An 18,400-nucleotide genomic window follows, 5' to 3' on the forward strand; every position below is an offset into this window, starting at 1 on the left:
AAAATGGCGAAATTATTTACCAAGAGTTGGTATTAGTTACTTTGGACTAAAGAATACAAATATCAATCAGCCGGATAGCCAATACAATGATATTCGTATTCAATTAAACCAATTAGTTTATGATGGTGGCGAAAACTTCCACGAAATAGAGTCAGCAAGATTACAAGAATTATTAAACAATCAAGATTGGAATATTACAAAGAACAAAATTTCTTTAGAAGTCCAAAAGGCATACTTGAAATTTTTAAGTAATAAGTTTAAACATAGTATGTTATCAAAAACTCTGGATAGAATCAATAAATTGCAAATTGATTCAGAATTAGAATCAAAATCAGGTTTCAATACTGAACTTGAGCGTTTGGAATTGGAATCTAAGATCAGAGACATAGAATTAATGTCTTTGAAAGCTTCTTCGTCAATACGGTTGGCCGAAATTGACCTAAAAAAACAAATGAATTTACCTTTAACTGTAAAACTTATACCTAAAGATTCAATACTGGAAGACTACATTCTTTTTCAACCTTCAGAATTAATTAATATATCCGAATACCTATTACAAAAGCCGGAGTTGAAAAAAAGTAAACTAGCGATTGAAAACCTTCGAACTCGACAAGAAATCTTGGATTCCTATTGGAAACCAAAAGTTATTTTTGGTGGCTATTATGGTAAAAATATTAATGGCCCTCTTCCCGTTCAAAATGATGTTTTTGGGTTCAATATTGGATTGCAAACGCAGTTAGGTAGTACGACGAATCAATCAAGTTTGAATTCCGGAGTACAAACTGATGGTACTGGTATTCAAAGAATCCCAGGGTTTGGACCCCAATTCGTTGGAAGAGGGGAAAATGCTTTTAATAGCACAAATTTCAATCTTTTTGATGATTTAAGTTATAGCAGAAAAATTTATGAAGGCCAAATAACACTCTCCGATGCGATCAGAAACCAAAGGAATCTTGAGATTACATTAGAGGCTGAGATTTATAAATCATTAGAAAAACTCAATGAAAGTTGGCAAGTGATTCGGATCTCCAATGCAAAATTCTATCAAAATGCTGAGGCATGGAAAACAGCCTTGTTAAAGTTTGATCGGGGTTTTATGAAACCAGCAGAATTGCTAAATCACGAATCAGAGCTCTTACGATCTTTAGATGATTTATGTTTAGGTTATTCTACATATATTGAATCTACATATGAATTAGCTTACAGTTTAGGTGTAAGCAATGAAGAACTTCTACTTGTTCGAAAAGAGAAATCGAAAGGAAATTCAATTTTTAACGAACTGATGAAGTCTGGATACTTTGAAGTTTCTAGTAAGGTAGATAAAAAATGAAGTTTATCATTTATAACTTATTATTGTTAGCCGCATTTAGCTATTGTAATCCAAATGGAAAAAGTTTGGATTCGTTATTAACATTTGTCGATGATGATGGCTCTCCAAAAATTGTTTACGCTTCGCCAACAATGGGTGAAAAAAATTTAGAGAGAAATGTAAGTGTTTCGGTCCTTTTTTCAAAATCAATGAATATCAATACTTGCGTTCAAAGTTTTTCAATGACTCCAAACACACTTGGATTTTTTGATCTTTCCGATCTATCATTGAAATTTACACCAAGTTCACTCCTACCTTACGGATCATATACTTATACAATTACCAAGAACTGTGAATCGAAAGATGGAATTGATTTAAAAGATGTATTCTCAGCAAATTTTTCTGTGGGTGAAGCAGTTAACGCAGGAAGTAATCCGCAAGTAACAGGAATATTTGTATCTGCTGGTACTGTTGCTGCTTGTAATGCTGGCACAGCAGCGCGAGTTAACATTCTAAGTTCTGACTATATCAACGTTTGTATGGGCAGTCCGACGATTAACGAAATTGAAGTGATCTTTGACCGGCCGATGGATCAAAGTTCTGTTTTATCGGCAATTCAAATTACGCCGAATATTTCTGCAAATTTTGTTTGGTCATCCTCAACGTCATTAAGAATAATTCCTGATAGACCATTGAATGGGAATATAAGGTACTCTGTTTCCATTTCTGCATCTGCTTCGGATTCTCTGAACAACCGCCTTCTTTCACCTGTTTTCAAGAGTTTTTTGGTCGGATCGGAAAATCTTGTACCAACGGTTACAAGTATGACCATTACAAATGGCACTTTAGCAGATTGTTTAGCAGGTATAGGAACCATTACAAATATACTAGTAACCTCCGTCACAAATGGTTGTTTAGGAAATCCAATCAATAATCCAATTGTCATTGATTTTGATAGACCCATGAATCGTTCGATTACAGAGTCATCAGTTTCCATTTCACCTTCCTTAACAGGAACATTCCTTTGGTCAGTCGGTGATACTAGACTTACTTTTACTCCTGATGCAAAATTTTCCTACGGAATTCGATATACGATTACTATTACTAAAAATGCTATATCGGCTAACGAAATTAATGTAAGTCAAAATGTTTCTTATAGTTTTATAGCAGGTGGAGCGATTGGCGATGCACCAGTGGTTCAATCAGTAGGTGTAGTTTCGCAAGGCTGTTCCAATTCTTTTCCAGGAACAGGCTCTGCAACTGGTGGAAACTGGTTGTTGCCTCAATGTTTTTGGGACAATAGTTTGCCTATACTCGGCCCAACTTCCTATTATTTTAGATCCGGGGATACTGGATCCGGTCTATCTTCCTGTGCAGATGTTAATACCGATAATTTCAAAATAATTTTTTCGAAATACATGGATATGAATACTACTTTAAATGCCATTAGGCTACGTCGAATGTCTCCACCTTCTACAATTGTGCAATTATCTTCTTGGGTGTGGAGAGATTGCCAAGCCACATTTCCTTTCGGATGTCGTGTTTTAGAGTTAGCTTTTGCAGAGCAAGAAGCATCTTGTAACGGACCAGTATTTGGAAATGCTTCAACGTCTGGCGATTTTAACTTGTTAAGATCAGATGATACTCCGTCTGGTTTTCCTTTTTATATGATTACAGTGGATACTTCCGCTAAAGATACTATGGGTGCATCCCTACAATCTACTTTTAATTTTACAATGGAGGCCAAATGAGGTTGTTACTAACAATCGCCGGACTTTATGCATTTGTTTTCTGCAAATCTCCTCGTGATAATCTAAATTATGCAATCAATCCGATACAAGGAAATAAAAAAATTCTATTAGGTGATTTCAAACAGAAAACAAACGTTCAATCAATGAATTTAGGAAAATTAGCAAAAGACTTTACTGTGATTGAATTGATGAAAGAAGGATACCGCGTAGACGTTTTCGAGACTAATTATGATCCCATCTTGATCAGAAAAGAAGAGACTAAGTCGGCTTTCAAAAACATGATTCTAAAGGCCGCAGGTGAACAAAATGAAAGAGTTTTTACTTCCGATATGTTGGATTCAAATTATATCGCCGAGTTAGGGAAAGAAAGAAATTTTGATTATTTTTTGCAAGGAAAATTACACATCTATAAGGAAGAATTCAAGACCAATTCGCTAAGTGAAATAATTGCCTATATAACCTTATCCAATTCTGAAGGTATGTTAGTAGCTGCAATTTCTTCAAAGAAGAAAGCATCCTCAGAGATTAGTTCTGAAGATGTATCCGAAGTGGTAACAGATGTAATCAAAAAAGTTCCCCAGGTCATAAATAAATGAAAATTCCTTTCATAGTATTACTTTTATTAATTGGATGTGGCAATTCGCAAGAGACCAATTTTCAAAAATACTTATTAGCAAAAGGCTATTTTTTGCAAGGGGACTTGTCTAATTCTTCCAAAATTTTCAAAGAAATATACAGTGATGATTCTGAGTTCGAAGATGTAGACCTACACATGATCAAAATTGAATTCTATCGAGGAAATTTCCAAGAATGCCTTGAGCTAATTGATTCGGCACTAGAAAGTGGACGATGGACACAACAGGCGTTAGTTTACAAGATTAGAGTTTTCCTATTAAACCCGGAAAAGAGGGGCGAACTACTTCCTTTAGTGGAAAAAATGTTGAAATTGGATTCATCCAATTTGGACGCCTTATTGTTGGCTGGTAAAGTATACACTATCCACAATAAGACTTCCGATGCAATCATGGTATACAACCGCGTTTTATCCGAAACCGATCGCATCCATACCGCCCACATAGAACTTAGCAAAATCTATAAACATCTAGGCCTCAAAGAGAATTCAGATTTACATGAAAATCTTGCGAAAAAAATTACGGGCTCACCTTTAAATGAAGTGAAATCCATTAAAGAAAATATATTAAACAAAATAAAGATTAAAAGGAAATAAAATCATGATTAATAAACTAAGAACTGTGTATATTCGATATAAAGAAATAATTTGGCCAACTCAGCGCATTGAAAACATTGAACCGACACACTTAACTAAGAACGCATTAAGAAATTTACTCTTAGTTTCAGGGATGTATTTACTTTTATACTTTTTTTTCTTTATTATAAAGTATTCCGTATACCAGAAATATAACGACAAAGTGATCGCTGACCTGAGTGCAAAAAATTCGGGAACAACATTGAAGTATTTAAATACATATCCCGGGAATGTTCTTTATATTTACCTTTCCCTGATCATTTTCTCAATCTTAATGATCTTAATTTCATATTTGATTTCATTCCTTTTGGAAACAGAAAAAAGAAAATTTCCAGTTCATCTAGCAATTAGTTTAAGAAGTGTAGCTACAGCATTTTCCGTTTTCCCAATTGTTTTGATTGTGAATAGTGTTTTCCCAATCAATGAAAATTCAGGACAATTTGTAACCTCTTTACTCGTTTCGTCATGGATCATTTTAGCATTCGCATCTTATATTCTTTCTGTCAGAAATTATATTATTGATAACGAAATGATTTTTGGTCAGCCCAGACGACGAAGTGCAATTGTTTGGACAATCCCATTTTATTTAGTTTTAAACTTTATGTTTGGGGTCATTTTTAATTAAAAATGAAATCAATTTATGAGTTCTTAAAAAATATTCCTTTTTTCAGTAAATTTGTAATTAGCGGATTAACCTATTTGCTAATCATGTTAGCATATTCAAATTTTACCTGGCAAGACTTTAGAGCCCGAATTCCCGCTGTAAGTAAAATACTATATTCAAAGAAACTGTCAATCGTTTATCATCTGGAACGGTACAACAATAAAGAAAATGACCAAAAGGCTGAAACATCTGAACAAGGTGACATGATCTTTATTTCAGTGCTTTCACTGAAAGAATCAGAATACTATCCAAAAATTCAGAACACAGCAATTCTTGAACCGATCCAGTCAACGGACATATATTCAAAAGTTAGTGGTCGCATAGAAAAGATTTTTGTCCAAGAAGGAGATAAAGTAAAAGTTAGCTCAAAATTGCTTAAGTTGGATAGTTTAACCTATGAGCTTGATCTCATAAAACAGAAAGCGGCAGTTGAAACTGCGAAGGCTCAATTTCGATTGTCGAAAGAAAAACTTTCTAATGCTGAACGAAATGTTGAAGTAAAATGGTATGAAATAGAGAAAAGAAAACTTTCTGTTCAAAAAACAAAATCCGAGTTAAATCGAATTCAAGAGATATTTAACAAAAAGAAAGAGCTATTTGAAAATAATGTAATAAGCCAAGAAGAATTAGAAAATATAAGCTTAGAGCTGCGAAATAGAACCATCGCATTCGAAACTGCTGAGCGAGATTTTGAAGCTATTTCTCTTGGAATGAGAGATGAAGATATTATTAATGATGGTCATGTAGTTCCGATTAAATTTTCTGAAAGATTAAAGCTACTAAAACGAATTAATACAAAAATTGAACGTTCCGAAATTGAAGTAGCTGAAAAAAACATTGAGGTCGCTGCAGCGAATATTCAAGCTTCTGAAATGCTGATTAAAGAGGCTACAGTTTCTTCACCTATGGAAGGATTGGTTTCAAAGGTAAATCGTTCCGAAGGAGAGTTAATAAACTCCGGAACAGGAATGCCTAATCCCATCATTACGATCATAGACGTAAGGAAGTTGCTAGTCATTCTTGCTGTCAACGAAAAAGACATTCAAAAATATCGAATTGGACAAGATAACTATATAACAATAGACTCAATACCTGACAGAAAGTACACAGGTAAGATTAAAAGGATCAATCCAGCAATTGATCCGAAGACCCATACTTCAGAAATCAAAATCGAATTAGCCAATTCAGATAACATGCTTCGCCCAGGTATGTTTGTTCGATCCGAAACCATTGTGGGTGAAGTAAAGAGAGCAATTCAAATTCCATTAAATTCCCTTATTCCAAGAGATGAAAAATCCGGCCATGTCTTTATTGTTAAAGACTCAAGAGTATTCCGGGTAGAGGTAGAACTAGATGAAAAGCTAGAAGAATCAGCAATAATAAAAAAAGGGCTCAAAGAAGGAGACTTAATTGCCACATCTAATTTAAACAAACTCTTTGACGGTGCCCAGATAAGTTTTTCAAACAACTAATCCAATGATTCGAAAATTTATTACTGCATTACTATATAAACCTATTGCAGTATTTATGGCTGCTGGTTTAGTTTTAATTTTTGGCATTATATCTTTTAATCAGATAAAGTTTGCGTTACTACCAAACATTGAATATCCACGTTTAACCATTTTAACAAAATTTGAAAATTCTTCCGCCGTTGAAGTTGAAAACTTAGTAACGAAGTATCTTACCGATACTTTGAATACAGTTCCAAGAATTGAACAAATTGAATCTGATTCCTGCCAAGGCCTTTCTATAGTCCGAATTCGTTTTAAATACGGAACTGATTTGGCTATTTCCACTCTTGAAATTAGAGAAAAGTTAGATCAAATCCGAGACCTATTACCGAGAGAAGCGGCAAGGCCGTTAATTAGTCGTTTTAATCCTGGCGAAAGTCCATTTATGCAAATTGCATTTACTTTCAAAAATTCGGAAGATGAAAGAAAACTTCGACCGTATTTAGAAGAGAATGTTCTATTCTACTTTGAGAGAGTGGAAGGAATAGGAAGTGTACAAATTTCGGGAGGATATAAGAAAGAAATACTAGTCGAAATTGATCCAGAAAAGATGAATTTTTATAAGACCTCCATTGACGAAATTAAACATAAAATAATCAGTCAAAATAAGAATATTCCTGCCGGTCAATTACCATTTGGTAACAAAGAACTATTGATAAAAACTAAATCACAATTTGAAAGTGTGGAAGATATTCGAAATCTAATTATTGGATCTACTCAAAACTTTGAGCACTTTTACCTATCAGATATTTCAGAAGTTAATGAGGTTTATAAAAGAAAACAAAGCTATGTAAGACACAATGGGAAAGACGCTGTCATTTTAAGCTTATACAAAGAATCTTCTCGAAACAGTTTTATTCTATCAAAGGATATTAAAGAGATAATAAAAGCTCAAAATGATATTTTTGGCGACCTTCTAAATTATGAAATTATATTTAATGAATCGGACTACATTGAAGCATCAATCAATAGCTTAATGTTTAGCTTAGCGATAGGGGCTTTTCTCGCATATCTTTCACTGTTAATCATTCTTAAGAACACAATCAGCCCTACACTCTTAGTTATAACTATACCATTATCAATTATTTCAAGCATATTAGTCTTTAGGTTTTTAGAAATTTCATTAAACCTTATGAGTATGGGCGGTCTCGCAATCGGCATAGGAATGCTCTTTGATTCGAGTAACGTTGTCTTATCTGGTATTGAACGAAATCTTCAAATAGGAAAAAACTTAACTGAGGCAGTGATTGACGGTGTTGTTGAGGTATTTGGGTCAGTAAGTTCTGCTACTTTAACCACGATAATAGTCTTTTTGCCTTTAATTTTTTTAGAAAGCCTTGTTGGAATACTATTTTCCGAGATGGCTTTCTCAATTATCATAATTATTTTAGTAAGTTACCTAATCTCATTTTCTTTTTTGCCTGTAAGCACCTTGATTTTATATAAATTTAGGAAAAATAATAACGGGGAAAACTTTCTATTATATCGTATTTTCAATGAAGATAAAATAAAACAAAAGTATACACGATTCCTACAGAATCTTCTACCACAACCAATTAAAATTTTAATTCCGCTAACATTCGCACTAACATTGGCTTTATTTTCGCTTAGTTTTCTCGATTTGGATTTCTTGCCAAAAATTAGTAGCGGGAGATACGTATTGCGAGGGGAGTTTCCCAAGGGTACGCCTCTACAGGTGATGAACGAAAAATCATTCCAATTAGAAAAAGAATTTAAACAAAAGATAAAAAAGGATTATTTCACAATTGTTAGCAGAGATGAAATCGAAATTCTGAAAAACCCTAATCTGCAAAAAGAAAAATATATAATCCAAATAGAGTTTTCTTTGGAAGAAGATGAAATTTATTTAATTTCTGAAATTTTATCAAATCTACATAAAAATTCTGAATTAACAAACATAAAACTTTGGATTGAAGAAAAAGGAGATCTATTAAGTCAATTAGTTCTGTTTAGAAGGGATGTCATCAATCTAGAAATTACCGGCGATTCTCCTTTAGCTATTTCAGAAGCCGGACTTAACTTAAAAAAAAAATTAGAGTCGAACCCAAAGGTAATTTTTGTAAGATTAGGAATGGATACTCAAGAACCTGAGCTACTCATAGAGTCCGACAAGTTGAAATTAGCTAGCTTCGGATTATTGAATCAAAACATTGCAGATTTAATTAAGATTAGTCTACGAGGTGAGGATGTATCCAAGTATAAAGTTAGTTCCAGCGAAACGGATATTAGAATCCATTTAAAAGACACGAACCTAAAAGAAACAAAAGATCTTCTAGATCTACGTTTGTTGACTAGAAGCGGTGAAAATATAGCACTTAACAATGTAGTCAAATATAGAGAATCAACATCTTATCCTTCTATTCAAAGAGTTGGAAGTAACATAGTAAACAATGTTTACATTCGTTTACAAGATGGTGATTCCTCTACGAGAGAAGAGATTCTAAAAATTTTTAAATCAGAAATAAATCGAAAAGATTTTTCTTTATTACCTTCTGATGAAATCAGACAAATAGAAACTGCGATGATCGAATTACTCTTGACTCTCCTTCTTTCTACAGTTATTGTTTACATGGTCTTAAGTGGCATATTTGAAACATTTGCCATTTCTTTTATTATGTTGCTATCTGCCCCTTTAATATTGGCAGGAACCATTCCGTTCATTCTTCTCTCTGGATCTAGTTTAAACGTCAGCAGTTTTATAGGTATGATCTTACTTATTGGAGTTTTAGTAGACAATGCCTCACTTTTTTACGAGTATTTCTCAATTTATAGTAAAACAAATTCTTCAATTAAAGATTCCGTGTTATTAGCAGCTCAAGAAATATTTCGACCCGTCCTTATGAACAATTCAACAACGATTTTTGGAATGTTACCGATTGCTTTCGGGCTTGGATTCGGAACAGAATTTCAATTTCCCCTCAGTATAGTTGTCATTTCTGGACTCATTATTTCGACCTTTGCTTCTTTATTACTAGTTCCTTTATTCTTCTATATTTACTTCAGAAAAAAAGCACAGAGTTAAGTTTGAAACCTAAACTTTATTTTATGGTAATGTTGGTATGCTCTTTACTTGGAGTATTAGGTATAAGTAAGATAAACTATTCTCCAAACCGTGAACGCGAGTTTAATGGTATCTTGGTGAAAGTTGATGCTACAGGTGCGGATGCGTTTAAGGTAGAAGAGATAGTAACATTTCCAATCGAAAAGTCTCTTTCCAACATTGGAGGAATTGATGAAATTAGATCCGTCTCTGAAGTTGGGAAGTCGAACATATATTTGAAATTCAAAGATTCAATAGATTTTAGAACTAAATCTATTGAGATTAGGGAAAAACTAGACTTAGTATCTGCAAATTTTCCGAAAGAGTTCCATAAACCCCACATTTTACGATATGATCCTGCTCAAAAGCCAATTTACATTGCATCTTTTGAAAGTAAGACACTTTCCATAAATGACCTACGATTATATCTAGAGAACAAAATTAAGCCGAGTTTGTCTGCCCTTGATGGAATCAATCTAGTTGAGATTGCTGGAGGAGAACTGGAAGAAATTCAAGTTTCTTGTGATCCTTTCAAACTGGAATCTTATAAAATTAGCCTTTTAGATGTGGTAAATAAAATACAAGATCTCAATAAGAATTTTTTACTTGGACATTTATATTCTAATTTTATCAAGCTAGAACGAGGAATTTCGTTAAATGGCAAATATGAAAACATTTTTGATATTCAAACAACCCCTCTTCTTGTAAAAGAAAATGGGAAGGGAATATTAGTTAAGGATGTTTGTAATGTTTCAAGAAAACCAAGAGAAAGCAGTTTAATTTCCCGAATCAACGGCGAAGAAAAAGCTAGTATTTTCATCTACGGAACTAGTGATTCAAGCATAGTTTTACTTTCTGATCAAATTAAAAATACTATAAACAGCTATTTAAGAGAGGACGTTGACTATTTCATTCATACAGATCTTTCTCGCGATCTCTTTTCTAGATTAAAATCATCTGCGATTATCTTATTCTCTCTTGCTATATTTTTCTCCATTCGCTTTAAATTTTATTTCAAAACAATCAACATTAAATTTTTTCTAATCATTATTACATTATCAATAAATTATATTTTTTTTCTAATTATCTTATTCAAAATGAAAGTAACCGAAGTTTCCTTAACTTCTTTTTTATTGAGTTTAATTTTATATTATTTATATAATACTCATTTAAGATTAAAAAAAGAAAGCTTAGTTCGTATTTTTTTTACCATTTTTACCATTACAACACTAAGCATAATATTTATCATTTCCTATCTAGATACAATCCTCGTTAAGGAATATTTTGAATTTTATATCTTATTTATATTATCATTTTTAGTATTACTGATCTATAGCAAAGACATTCCAAAAAAAAAGCAGATGACCAGCTCGAAATGGAATAAACTGACAAAGTTGAAAACTGTGGTGAAAGAGTTCAAACAGAAGACGACTCAAAAAATCACAAAATCTAAAAAAAAATATTTAAATAATTTCTATATTTTTCCCGCAAGTGTAATCTTTCTTTCTATTTTAGGTTTCTTTTTTTTTCTAAATAGTGATTTTTCAAGCAAACTTGAGAACGAAGGATTTGAACTATCAGCTGTCTTGGAATTTCCAGCAGGAACGTCTTTCGATTATTCGAATCAGATTACGAAAGGTGTTGAAGAGAAGCTAAAAAAGAATGAAAACATTAACGATGTAATTAGTAAAGTAGAATCGGATCGATCTTTTTTGATCATCAAATTTAAAGAAAACACTAAGATACAAAAGAGCCTTCTTATTTCACTTAAAAAGAGTGTAGGAAATCTAGAGGAAGCTTATTTGCATTTCATTAACGATTTGGAAGCTCCATTATTGAATGAATATGCATATGATTTAAGCGGACCAAATTTAGACACCCTGGAAAATTTAGTCTTTGAAATTACACGTAAATTAAAAGAAAAAGAAGGAATTGAAGATGTCACGCTGCGGTTTAAGCCTTCAAGAGAAGAACTAGAACTTATCTATAGGGGTGATAAATTTACCCATTCAGGGATTTCGATTTCAGAATTTGGCGAACAAATTAGAACTGCCATTCAAGGAGGGGTTGCTTCTAAGATATTTCTTGAAAACAAGGAAGTCGATATTCGAGTACGCTACGATGAAACATTTAGAAAAAGCGTCCGCGATCTCAACATATATAAAGTTAAAAATATTTTCAAAGGTTTCGTTCCAATTGAGCAAATCATTGAAATTAAAATAAAAAAAGTTCCATCTAAAATTTATCATAAAAATAGAGCAAGGGTTCTGTCATTTGCGGTTCAAACAGACTTCGAACCTAAAGCTACCAAAAGCTTATTGGACTCAGTATTTTCAGAATTAAATTCTGACATTAGTTATCGAGTTAGAGAATATAGAGACATAGAAAATAAAAATTTAAGAGATATAGTTTTACGCGTTTTTTTCCTATTAATCCTCGCTTCCGCATTCGTTTTTGATTTTAAGAGGGAAAAATCGCTATCCCTGCTCGTTTCCTATCGTGAAATTTTTCATTTTTTTCCTTTTTTTTTCCTATTGATTTACTTTCATCAATCCAGCTTCGGATTCTATCTTCAGTTGGGTTTTTTAACTGGATTTGCTTTGGAACGTTCTCTGGGGAAAGCTATTCTAACGATGAGAATTCTTCGGGAATTATTTTTTATTACCCTTATGATTAATATGCTAGTGCCGCCGATATTTTTTTCTCTGGCGTTAGTTTTAAACACAATTTTGATCTATTTATTCAGCAAACGTTTTTATTTGCAAGTTTCCAGACGATGGTTATTGGAAAATTCGCTAAAAAGCTGGGGAGGAGTAATGGATAGAATAAAGAAAGATATAAAGCAGTTGCCGAAGATAAGCAACTAGATAAAAAAATCTTATTCTTTAGCCAACCCCCTCGCAATTCCCCAAGAATTTTTCTTTCCTCAACCCACAAATGACTTGTGAATCCATTAAACTCCTGTTCTCTTTTAGATTCGGGAATTCAATAATTAATTTCCATCTAGATTTCCATAGGATGGATTTGGAAAGATCATGGTCATACAAAATCGAATTTATACTTTTAGTTTTCTATTTTTTCATTTTCTCGTTTTCAGTTTTTCCTTCAGTCATTGCAAACTGGACTTAAACAATCCCAGCGACCCAAGGTCCCGGAGTTTTTTTGAAACAGCCATTTGGAATGCCTATCTGAATTCTTTATGTGCTCCGAATGTTCGTGGAAGTTTTCCATTGGGAACGGGAAATACTTTGATCATCCCACTTTCCGTCAAAGCCCTAAAGAGTGGAAATGTGGTCATCACTGCAGTGACCCAAGAACCTTTAGTTTGGAATGGGAGCTCGAATGGAATTCATAACAATCACCAAAACGCAGCCTTAAACGGAGTAGTACTTGTGATTGATAAATTTTTTTCTCGGATTCTCTGGTTGGACTATATTGGAGAGATGAGTTATGGGGTAGATAGTTGGCCAATGACAGAAACTATTTCAGTAGACGAATTTCCCAATGGCGATTTAGGATTTTTTGCAGTGGTTAATGGAACTGGTCGGACCAATACATTAAATGCAAAATCAGGTACACTCGCATTTTTTCTATCGAGATATAACCAGTATTCCGGTGAAATCATTTGGCAAGGATATGCAAACAAAGACAATACAAGGTTTAATTTTAATAATTATGCAATGACCATCACCCCTTCTGGTCAAATGGCCATTGTGTACCAAGGTCAATCGGAAGCATCCACTCCAACAGTTGATTCCACGGGCCTTAGTTTTCCCGGATTGCCAGCACCCTCCACAAGTTCCAACTCTACAATTGCGAGCCAAAAAGAACTTGGATTAGCCTTAGTGGATGGTAATGGTGTGGGAATTAGGCAGAATTTTTTACCGAATCCAGGTTCTTCTTCCGATACCTACTTATTTAAATCTTATGGTGATAAACTTTTGTTAGGTGGAGAAACTTTCAATGAATTTACATCATTTTCTGGTCATCCCAGATTGAATGAAGCAAGAGGTTTCTATGGGATACTAAATTCTTCACTCAATTTAGGTTCCGTCAGTTATTATGGCCCAACGTTTACTCCTACAACCTCCAAATTCCGAAAATCACTGTTTGCCAATGGAGAGGTTTATTTGATAGGAACGATAGACCAACCAGATTCTTCACCAAATACAATCCACTCCTACCAAGGAACTTCTGGTCGCAGGAATTACCAAATCATAAAACCAGATCGAGACTCAACCAATTTGTTATGGAGTCAATATTTAGGAACAACAAGTTATAATGTACCAGATGTGATTCCTGGAAACTTTGTCTACAATAGTGCTCGCGGTGAGGTTATAGGAAACCTACTAACAGTAGATAATGGAACTCCGTATACAGGAATCTCTTCGGATATCCTATCAGGAACAGTTGTAAACGCACTGGGCCAAGCAAAAGTAAAAATGAATCCGCCTACAGGTGCCTTCCAAAAAATTCAATTGTATGAAGGAAGTTCTGATGTCAGTGGAAACAATGTAAGATTCATTTCGAACCAAACAGAGGTTTGTTCAGGAAGAATGGTTACCATTTACACTATGGTTTCTTCTTTTTCCGTACTTTCTACGGCAAGAAGAATTGAAATTTCGACAGTCCCCGCATCGGAAGAACCATAATCCATAAAGATATCCACTACACCTACAAGGATTTATACCAAAATCGGGTGATAAAATAGCGATTGTGTATTTTTGATGAACAATACATTCAAAATATCGAATATTCAATTTTTAGTGAATAACAAAAACTACCCAAATCAAAAAATTAGAATATCTTTAAGATCATAGATTGTCATTTAGGGATATCATAAACAAAGGACTTGAGAAATTCGCCACTTCTAGTACTATGGTCTAAAAAACCTTTCTAATCAGAAAGGAAATTCAGTTTGGCGATGAAACAACTTATAAATTTCGGAAAGAAGTTTTTTTTACTTCTTATTCTTTTCATGATCCTTTTGCAGTTTAACAACTGCAAACTTAAATTTAACAATCCTAAAGACCCAATGTCCCAAAGTTATTTAGAAACTTGGCTTTGGGAAGAGTATCTCCGAAGTTTGTGTAACCCAAATTTAAGAGGTTTTGTTCGTTTGGGAACAGGAACATATAAAACTTATCCTTACAAATTATTGAAACTTAAAAATGGTAATTTTTTAGTAACAGCTGGTGTCTTTGAGGAAGTAATATGGAACGGAAAAACTGCCGGAAAAAATTTTTCATTTTCGGGAACTCCTGGCACCGACATGAATGTGATTGTATTTTTAGTCAATGGAAGGTCATTACAAATTGAATGGTTGGATTATCTCGGCCAACTAGTCACTTCTTCCGATAGCAAAGATACATCACCAATTACGGAATTATCCAATGGTGATGTAGTCGTTACAACCTATGTCAAAAGTGCTGTGCAAGGAAATCCAATCTCTTCAAAGTCAAATACCAATTCTCTCATAATGGTTCGTTATGATGGGAATGGAAATCGTATTTGGAGTACATATTTAGATAAAACGGATAATTCTATTTTAGAATCTAGATTTTCCCTTGTTACTGATAGCCTTGATCGCATACATTTATTTTTTACAGGCAAAGGGGTGGGATCACCGATTGCTGATACAGTTGGCTTTGGTGAATTTCCAACGATGGAAGTTTCTTCGAATGGATTTAATTCTAACCAAGAAGAGATTGGATGGGCAGTAATATCAGCACAAGGTGTTCCCATACGGCAACGATATTTACCATCTAACGGAAACACATCGGTACATAATGCCATATTAGGAATGAGTGACTCCATCATCTTGTCTGGCAGTGCAGAAGATAATTTCACAGGTTACACTGGCCACCCACTACCCGCATACAATTACAAAAGACCTGTAGTTACTAAACTGTCCATCAATAGTTTTGCGATCACTAATATAACTTATCTTGGATCTATTAGTCCGAGTCATACCATCGGAACTGTACAAGAAATTCGATCCGGATCTGACGGAATTTATGGAACAGGAGTGAGTGCAGGCGATTTTGGAACATCTTTTCACCCTTTTCAACTCTATCCAAGTACAACTAGCTATAGAAATACAATTTTTTCAAAATTTGATTGGAATGGGAATCTAATTTGGAATCAATTTCTAGGTTCAACGGCTATCGATTCATTAGAAATTCCACCTACTTTAAGTTATATTACAGAAACAAGTTCATTAAAAGTATTTGGATTTTCTTTATCAAATGGAACTCGTTATACTGGATTATCGATCCCCACTTCAGGTGATGGAATCAATCCATTCCAAAGATTTACTTTAACAATATCGGAAACAAATGGACATTACCAATCGATTCATTATGAAACTAGTTTTAATAATGATCCTCCGGGAGCCACCGAGTTATTACAAAATATAGTATCTGTTTCTGAAGCCTGCCAAGGTAGATTGGTCCGACTGAAAAGTATTATAGAATATTCTTCAGAAAAGGGAATCCTCGAATTGGAAACAAAACCGGCAACCGAAGAACCCTAGGGTTTCTATAAACAAAATTCATTCCCGTTTGTGATTCAGGTTCACGAAAAATACGGACATTTTTTTCATTTTTTTCTTCCCATTTTGTCACAAACGGTAAAATCAATTGTCCCAATAGAAAAACCGTTCTTTAGGAGAATTCTATGAAACTTCTTTCGTTAATCCTGACTGGATTTGTTGCTGTCGAACATGTGTTCATTTTGGTATTGGAAATGTTCCTTTGGAAAACCGAGTTTGGAATGAAAGTGTTCCAACTAACACCGGAAACAGCAGAGATCACAGCCAAGTTAGCAAAAAACCAAGGCCTTTATAATGGATTTTTAGCAGCAGGTCTTTTTTGGGCTTTGTTCTTTATCAAAGACCAAACACAGAAATTCCAAACCATATTATTTTTTCTGATTTGTGTGGTAGTCGCAGGAATTTATGGATCAGCAACTGCTAAGTTTTCCATTTTGTTTTCACAAGGATTACCTGCTTTATTAGCACTCGTGGTTCACTACATAACAAACAAAACAAAATGATAGACGATCCGCATCTTTTATTATTAGAAAGTTCACTTGCGGGAAAAACAAATGCTTTGGAGGAACTCATTCAAATTTTCCAACCAAAGGTGTTTTCTTTAGCATTGAAATTTTTATGGAACCCGGAAGATGCGGAAGATGCCACCCAAGAAATTTTAGTAAAAGTGATTACAAACTTAGGTGGCTTTCGTAAAGAAAGTAAACTATCTACTTGGATCTACCGGATTGCCAGTAACCATTTGATCAATGTACAAAAATCAAAAATGGAACGACGAAAGGTTCACTTAAGTGCCATCCGCGAAGAATTACACCGAACACAACGCCCTTACCAAACAATTCCTGAATTTCCAACCGTAACCATGGATGAAGAATCCTCACCCCCAGTTTCCGAACTTGTTTTGCATGTCCAGGTAGCTTGCACCTACTCTATGTTACAAGGTCTTTCAAGACCTTACAGAATGGCCTATCTTTTAGGAGAAGTGTTCCAAACTTCCAGTGAAGAAGGGGCTTCTGTAATGGGTATTCGTCCCGAAGCGTTTCGCCAAAAGTTATCTAGATCTAGAAAACAAATGGAAACCTTTCTTGGAAAAGAATGTAGTCTTACAAAAGCAGAGAACCCTTGCCATTGCCCAAACCGAATTGGTTATGCAACAAGAGCAGGAAGGATCAAATCCTATCTCAAACTATCGGAACAAATGAAATTAGATGGGAGATGGAAAGAAACAAAACCGATGATGGCAGACACTTCTAAAATTAGAAAAGCCGCAGAAGTATTTCGCAACCACCCCGAATATTTGCCAAAAAAAAATCAGTTAGACAATATCCGAAAGTTATTACACAACTCGTTTCCACTCTCGGCTCGGTGAATTTCCATAAATTCGTTTATAGGCTTTTGAAAAAGAAAAAGCAGAAGCATAACCAACGTTTTGTGCAATTTCTTCCAGTCCCATATTACCCTTTTGAAATAATTGTTTAGCCTTTTCCATTCTGAGTTTTGCTAAATATTCCATTGGAGGGATTCCGAGAACTTCACGGAAACGGTTGGCGAGATTGGCCCGAGAAATCCCTGTTTCCTTTGCCAAGGATTCAATGGTCCAATCTTTACTATATCCGTTGTGTAATTTTTCTAGTGCATACAATACTTGTGTATCATGAAAAGCTTTGATCCATCCCGCTTGTGAATCGATATGTTGGTTCAACCACATACGTAACATATAATACAATAAAATGTCTGTTAACCTTTGTACGATCAAGTCAGTACCAAGATTTAGCTCCAATTCCCGAGAAAGGATTTGAATGATATCCCCCAGTGCATGATGGGCTTGGATGGTTTCATATGATATATGAATGTATTCAGGCAGTTCCAAAAATAAGGGATGGATAGGACCCGGTGGAACTTCATAACGAACAGAAACAAAGGTGGTTACAGGATTCTCTTTTTTGATCCGAATCTCTTTATCACCTAAGAAACGTTCAATGGTTACTACTTTTGCTTTTGGGTCGGATAATAGTTCGTGATTGGTCCCACGAGTGATAAAAATGAGGTCCCCTTTGTGTAGAGGGATGGTAGTCCCTTCGATCCTCGCATAACAGCTGCCTTGTGTTACGACATGAAAACCACCACTTTTTTCACAGGGGAAATGGAACCCAAAACTATCGAAAATTTGACCCTTGGAAAGTAGGTCGTTTTTCCAACCGGCGGAGGCAAGAATGTCAGAAAGTAGATCCATAACCCTTTTTTACTCAATATTCACCAAATGTCTATCAAATTATACGATTGG

13 protein-coding genes are annotated in these 18,400 nt (G+C 34.4%); 12 read left to right on the forward strand and 1 reads right to left on the reverse strand.

Translation table 11 applies throughout. The features are described 5' to 3' along the window. The 12 genes from EHQ49_RS10975 to EHQ49_RS11030 form a co-directional block, all read left to right on the forward strand. Nucleotides 1-1,330 (forward strand): TolC family protein (locus EHQ49_RS10975; RefSeq protein ID WP_135579333.1); only part of this gene is annotated, 1,330 nt, incomplete at its 5' end. Next, a complete protein-coding gene (locus tag EHQ49_RS10980) occupies nucleotides 1,327-3,060 on the forward strand; it encodes an Ig-like domain-containing domain (RefSeq protein ID WP_135579335.1) in 1,734 nt (577 codons plus the stop codon). The genes EHQ49_RS10975 and EHQ49_RS10980, both read left to right, overlap by 4 nt. After that, nucleotides 3,057-3,656, forward strand: a complete 600-nt coding sequence (locus EHQ49_RS10985) for a hypothetical protein (protein WP_135579337.1) — start codon at nucleotides 3,057-3,059, stop codon at nucleotides 3,654-3,656. The genes EHQ49_RS10980 and EHQ49_RS10985 overlap by 4 nt, the downstream gene beginning before the upstream one ends. Then, nucleotides 3,653-4,288 (forward strand): tetratricopeptide repeat protein, encoded by a 636-nt coding sequence (locus EHQ49_RS10990; RefSeq protein WP_135579339.1) that lies wholly within the window; start codon nucleotides 3,653-3,655, stop codon nucleotides 4,286-4,288. The genes EHQ49_RS10985 and EHQ49_RS10990 overlap by 4 nt, the downstream gene beginning before the upstream one ends. 4 nt (nucleotides 4,289-4,292) lie before the next feature. Then, entirely contained in the window at nucleotides 4,293-4,952 is a 660-nt protein-coding gene (locus tag EHQ49_RS10995) for a hypothetical protein (protein WP_135579341.1), read from the forward strand. Nucleotides 4,953-4,954: 2 nt separating this feature from the next. Beyond that, complete coding sequence (locus tag EHQ49_RS11000; protein WP_135579343.1) at nucleotides 4,955-6,463, forward strand: efflux RND transporter periplasmic adaptor subunit; 1,509 nt, start codon at nucleotides 4,955-4,957, stop codon at nucleotides 6,461-6,463. A 4-nt stretch (nucleotides 6,464-6,467) separates the two neighbouring features. Next, the gene (locus EHQ49_RS11005; RefSeq protein WP_135579344.1) at nucleotides 6,468-9,545 is read left to right on the forward strand and encodes an efflux RND transporter permease subunit; all 3,078 of its coding nucleotides are present in this window, start codon (nucleotides 6,468-6,470) and stop codon (nucleotides 9,543-9,545) included. Between the two features lie 2 nt (nucleotides 9,546-9,547). After that, nucleotides 9,548-12,430 carry an efflux RND transporter permease subunit gene (locus EHQ49_RS11010; RefSeq protein ID WP_135579346.1) on the forward strand — a complete coding sequence of 961 codons (2,883 nt, stop codon included), beginning with the start codon at nucleotides 9,548-9,550 and terminating at the stop codon, nucleotides 12,428-12,430. 168 nt (nucleotides 12,431-12,598) lie between these two features. Continuing rightward, nucleotides 12,599-14,215: a hypothetical protein gene (locus tag EHQ49_RS11015; RefSeq protein WP_135579348.1), complete on the forward strand. Its 1,617-nt coding sequence runs from the start codon at nucleotides 12,599-12,601 to the stop codon at nucleotides 14,213-14,215. A gap of 383 nt (nucleotides 14,216-14,598) precedes the next feature. Beyond that, on the forward strand, nucleotides 14,599-16,098 hold the full coding sequence (locus EHQ49_RS11020) for a hypothetical protein (RefSeq protein WP_244241451.1): 1,500 nt from the start codon (nucleotides 14,599-14,601) through the stop codon (nucleotides 16,096-16,098). A 143-nt stretch (nucleotides 16,099-16,241) separates the two neighbouring features. Next, nucleotides 16,242-16,619: a DUF1304 domain-containing protein gene (locus EHQ49_RS11025; protein WP_135579352.1), complete on the forward strand. Its 378-nt coding sequence runs from the start codon at nucleotides 16,242-16,244 to the stop codon at nucleotides 16,617-16,619. Then, entirely contained in the window at nucleotides 16,616-17,485 is an 870-nt protein-coding gene (locus EHQ49_RS11030; protein ID WP_135579354.1) for an RNA polymerase sigma factor, read from the forward strand. Before EHQ49_RS11025 ends, EHQ49_RS11030 begins: the two co-directional genes overlap by 4 nt. Here the strand turns inward: EHQ49_RS11030 and EHQ49_RS11035 are convergent. After that, nucleotides 17,453-18,349: an AraC family transcriptional regulator gene (locus EHQ49_RS11035; RefSeq protein ID WP_135579356.1), complete on the reverse strand. Its 897-nt coding sequence runs from the start codon at nucleotides 18,347-18,349 to the stop codon at nucleotides 17,453-17,455. The two genes, EHQ49_RS11030 and EHQ49_RS11035, sit on opposite strands and share 33 nt — an antisense overlap. Nucleotides 18,350-18,400 lie beyond the last annotated feature (51 nt).

This window comes from Leptospira perdikensis, from assembly GCF_004769575.1.
Taxonomy (GTDB): Bacteria; Spirochaetota; Leptospiria; order Leptospirales; family Leptospiraceae; genus Leptospira_A; species Leptospira_A perdikensis.

What these genes read in the sequence shown, in the direction of transcription:
- EHQ49_RS11035 (WP_135579356.1), bottom strand. Translation starts at nt 18,349, where the DNA reads ATGGATCTACTTTCTGACATTCTTGCCTCCGCCGGTTGGAAAAACGAC.
- EHQ49_RS11020 (WP_244241451.1), top strand. Translation starts at nt 14,599, where the DNA reads ATGTCCCAAAGTTATTTAGAAACTTGGCTTTGGGAAGAGTATCTCCGA.
- EHQ49_RS11005 (WP_135579344.1), top strand. Translation starts at nt 6,468, where the DNA reads ATGATTCGAAAATTTATTACTGCATTACTATATAAACCTATTGCAGTA.
- EHQ49_RS10995 (WP_135579341.1), top strand. Translation starts at nt 4,293, where the DNA reads ATGATTAATAAACTAAGAACTGTGTATATTCGATATAAAGAAATAATT.
- EHQ49_RS11015 (WP_135579348.1), top strand. Translation starts at nt 12,599, where the DNA reads ATGGTCATACAAAATCGAATTTATACTTTTAGTTTTCTATTTTTTCAT.
- EHQ49_RS11030 (WP_135579354.1), top strand. Translation starts at nt 16,616, where the DNA reads ATGATAGACGATCCGCATCTTTTATTATTAGAAAGTTCACTTGCGGGA.
- EHQ49_RS10985 (WP_135579337.1), top strand. Translation starts at nt 3,057, where the DNA reads ATGAGGTTGTTACTAACAATCGCCGGACTTTATGCATTTGTTTTCTGC.
- EHQ49_RS10980 (WP_135579335.1), top strand. Translation starts at nt 1,327, where the DNA reads ATGAAGTTTATCATTTATAACTTATTATTGTTAGCCGCATTTAGCTAT.
- EHQ49_RS11025 (WP_135579352.1), top strand. Translation starts at nt 16,242, where the DNA reads ATGAAACTTCTTTCGTTAATCCTGACTGGATTTGTTGCTGTCGAACAT.
- EHQ49_RS11000 (WP_135579343.1), top strand. Translation starts at nt 4,955, where the DNA reads ATGAAATCAATTTATGAGTTCTTAAAAAATATTCCTTTTTTCAGTAAA.
- EHQ49_RS10990 (WP_135579339.1), top strand. Translation starts at nt 3,653, where the DNA reads ATGAAAATTCCTTTCATAGTATTACTTTTATTAATTGGATGTGGCAAT.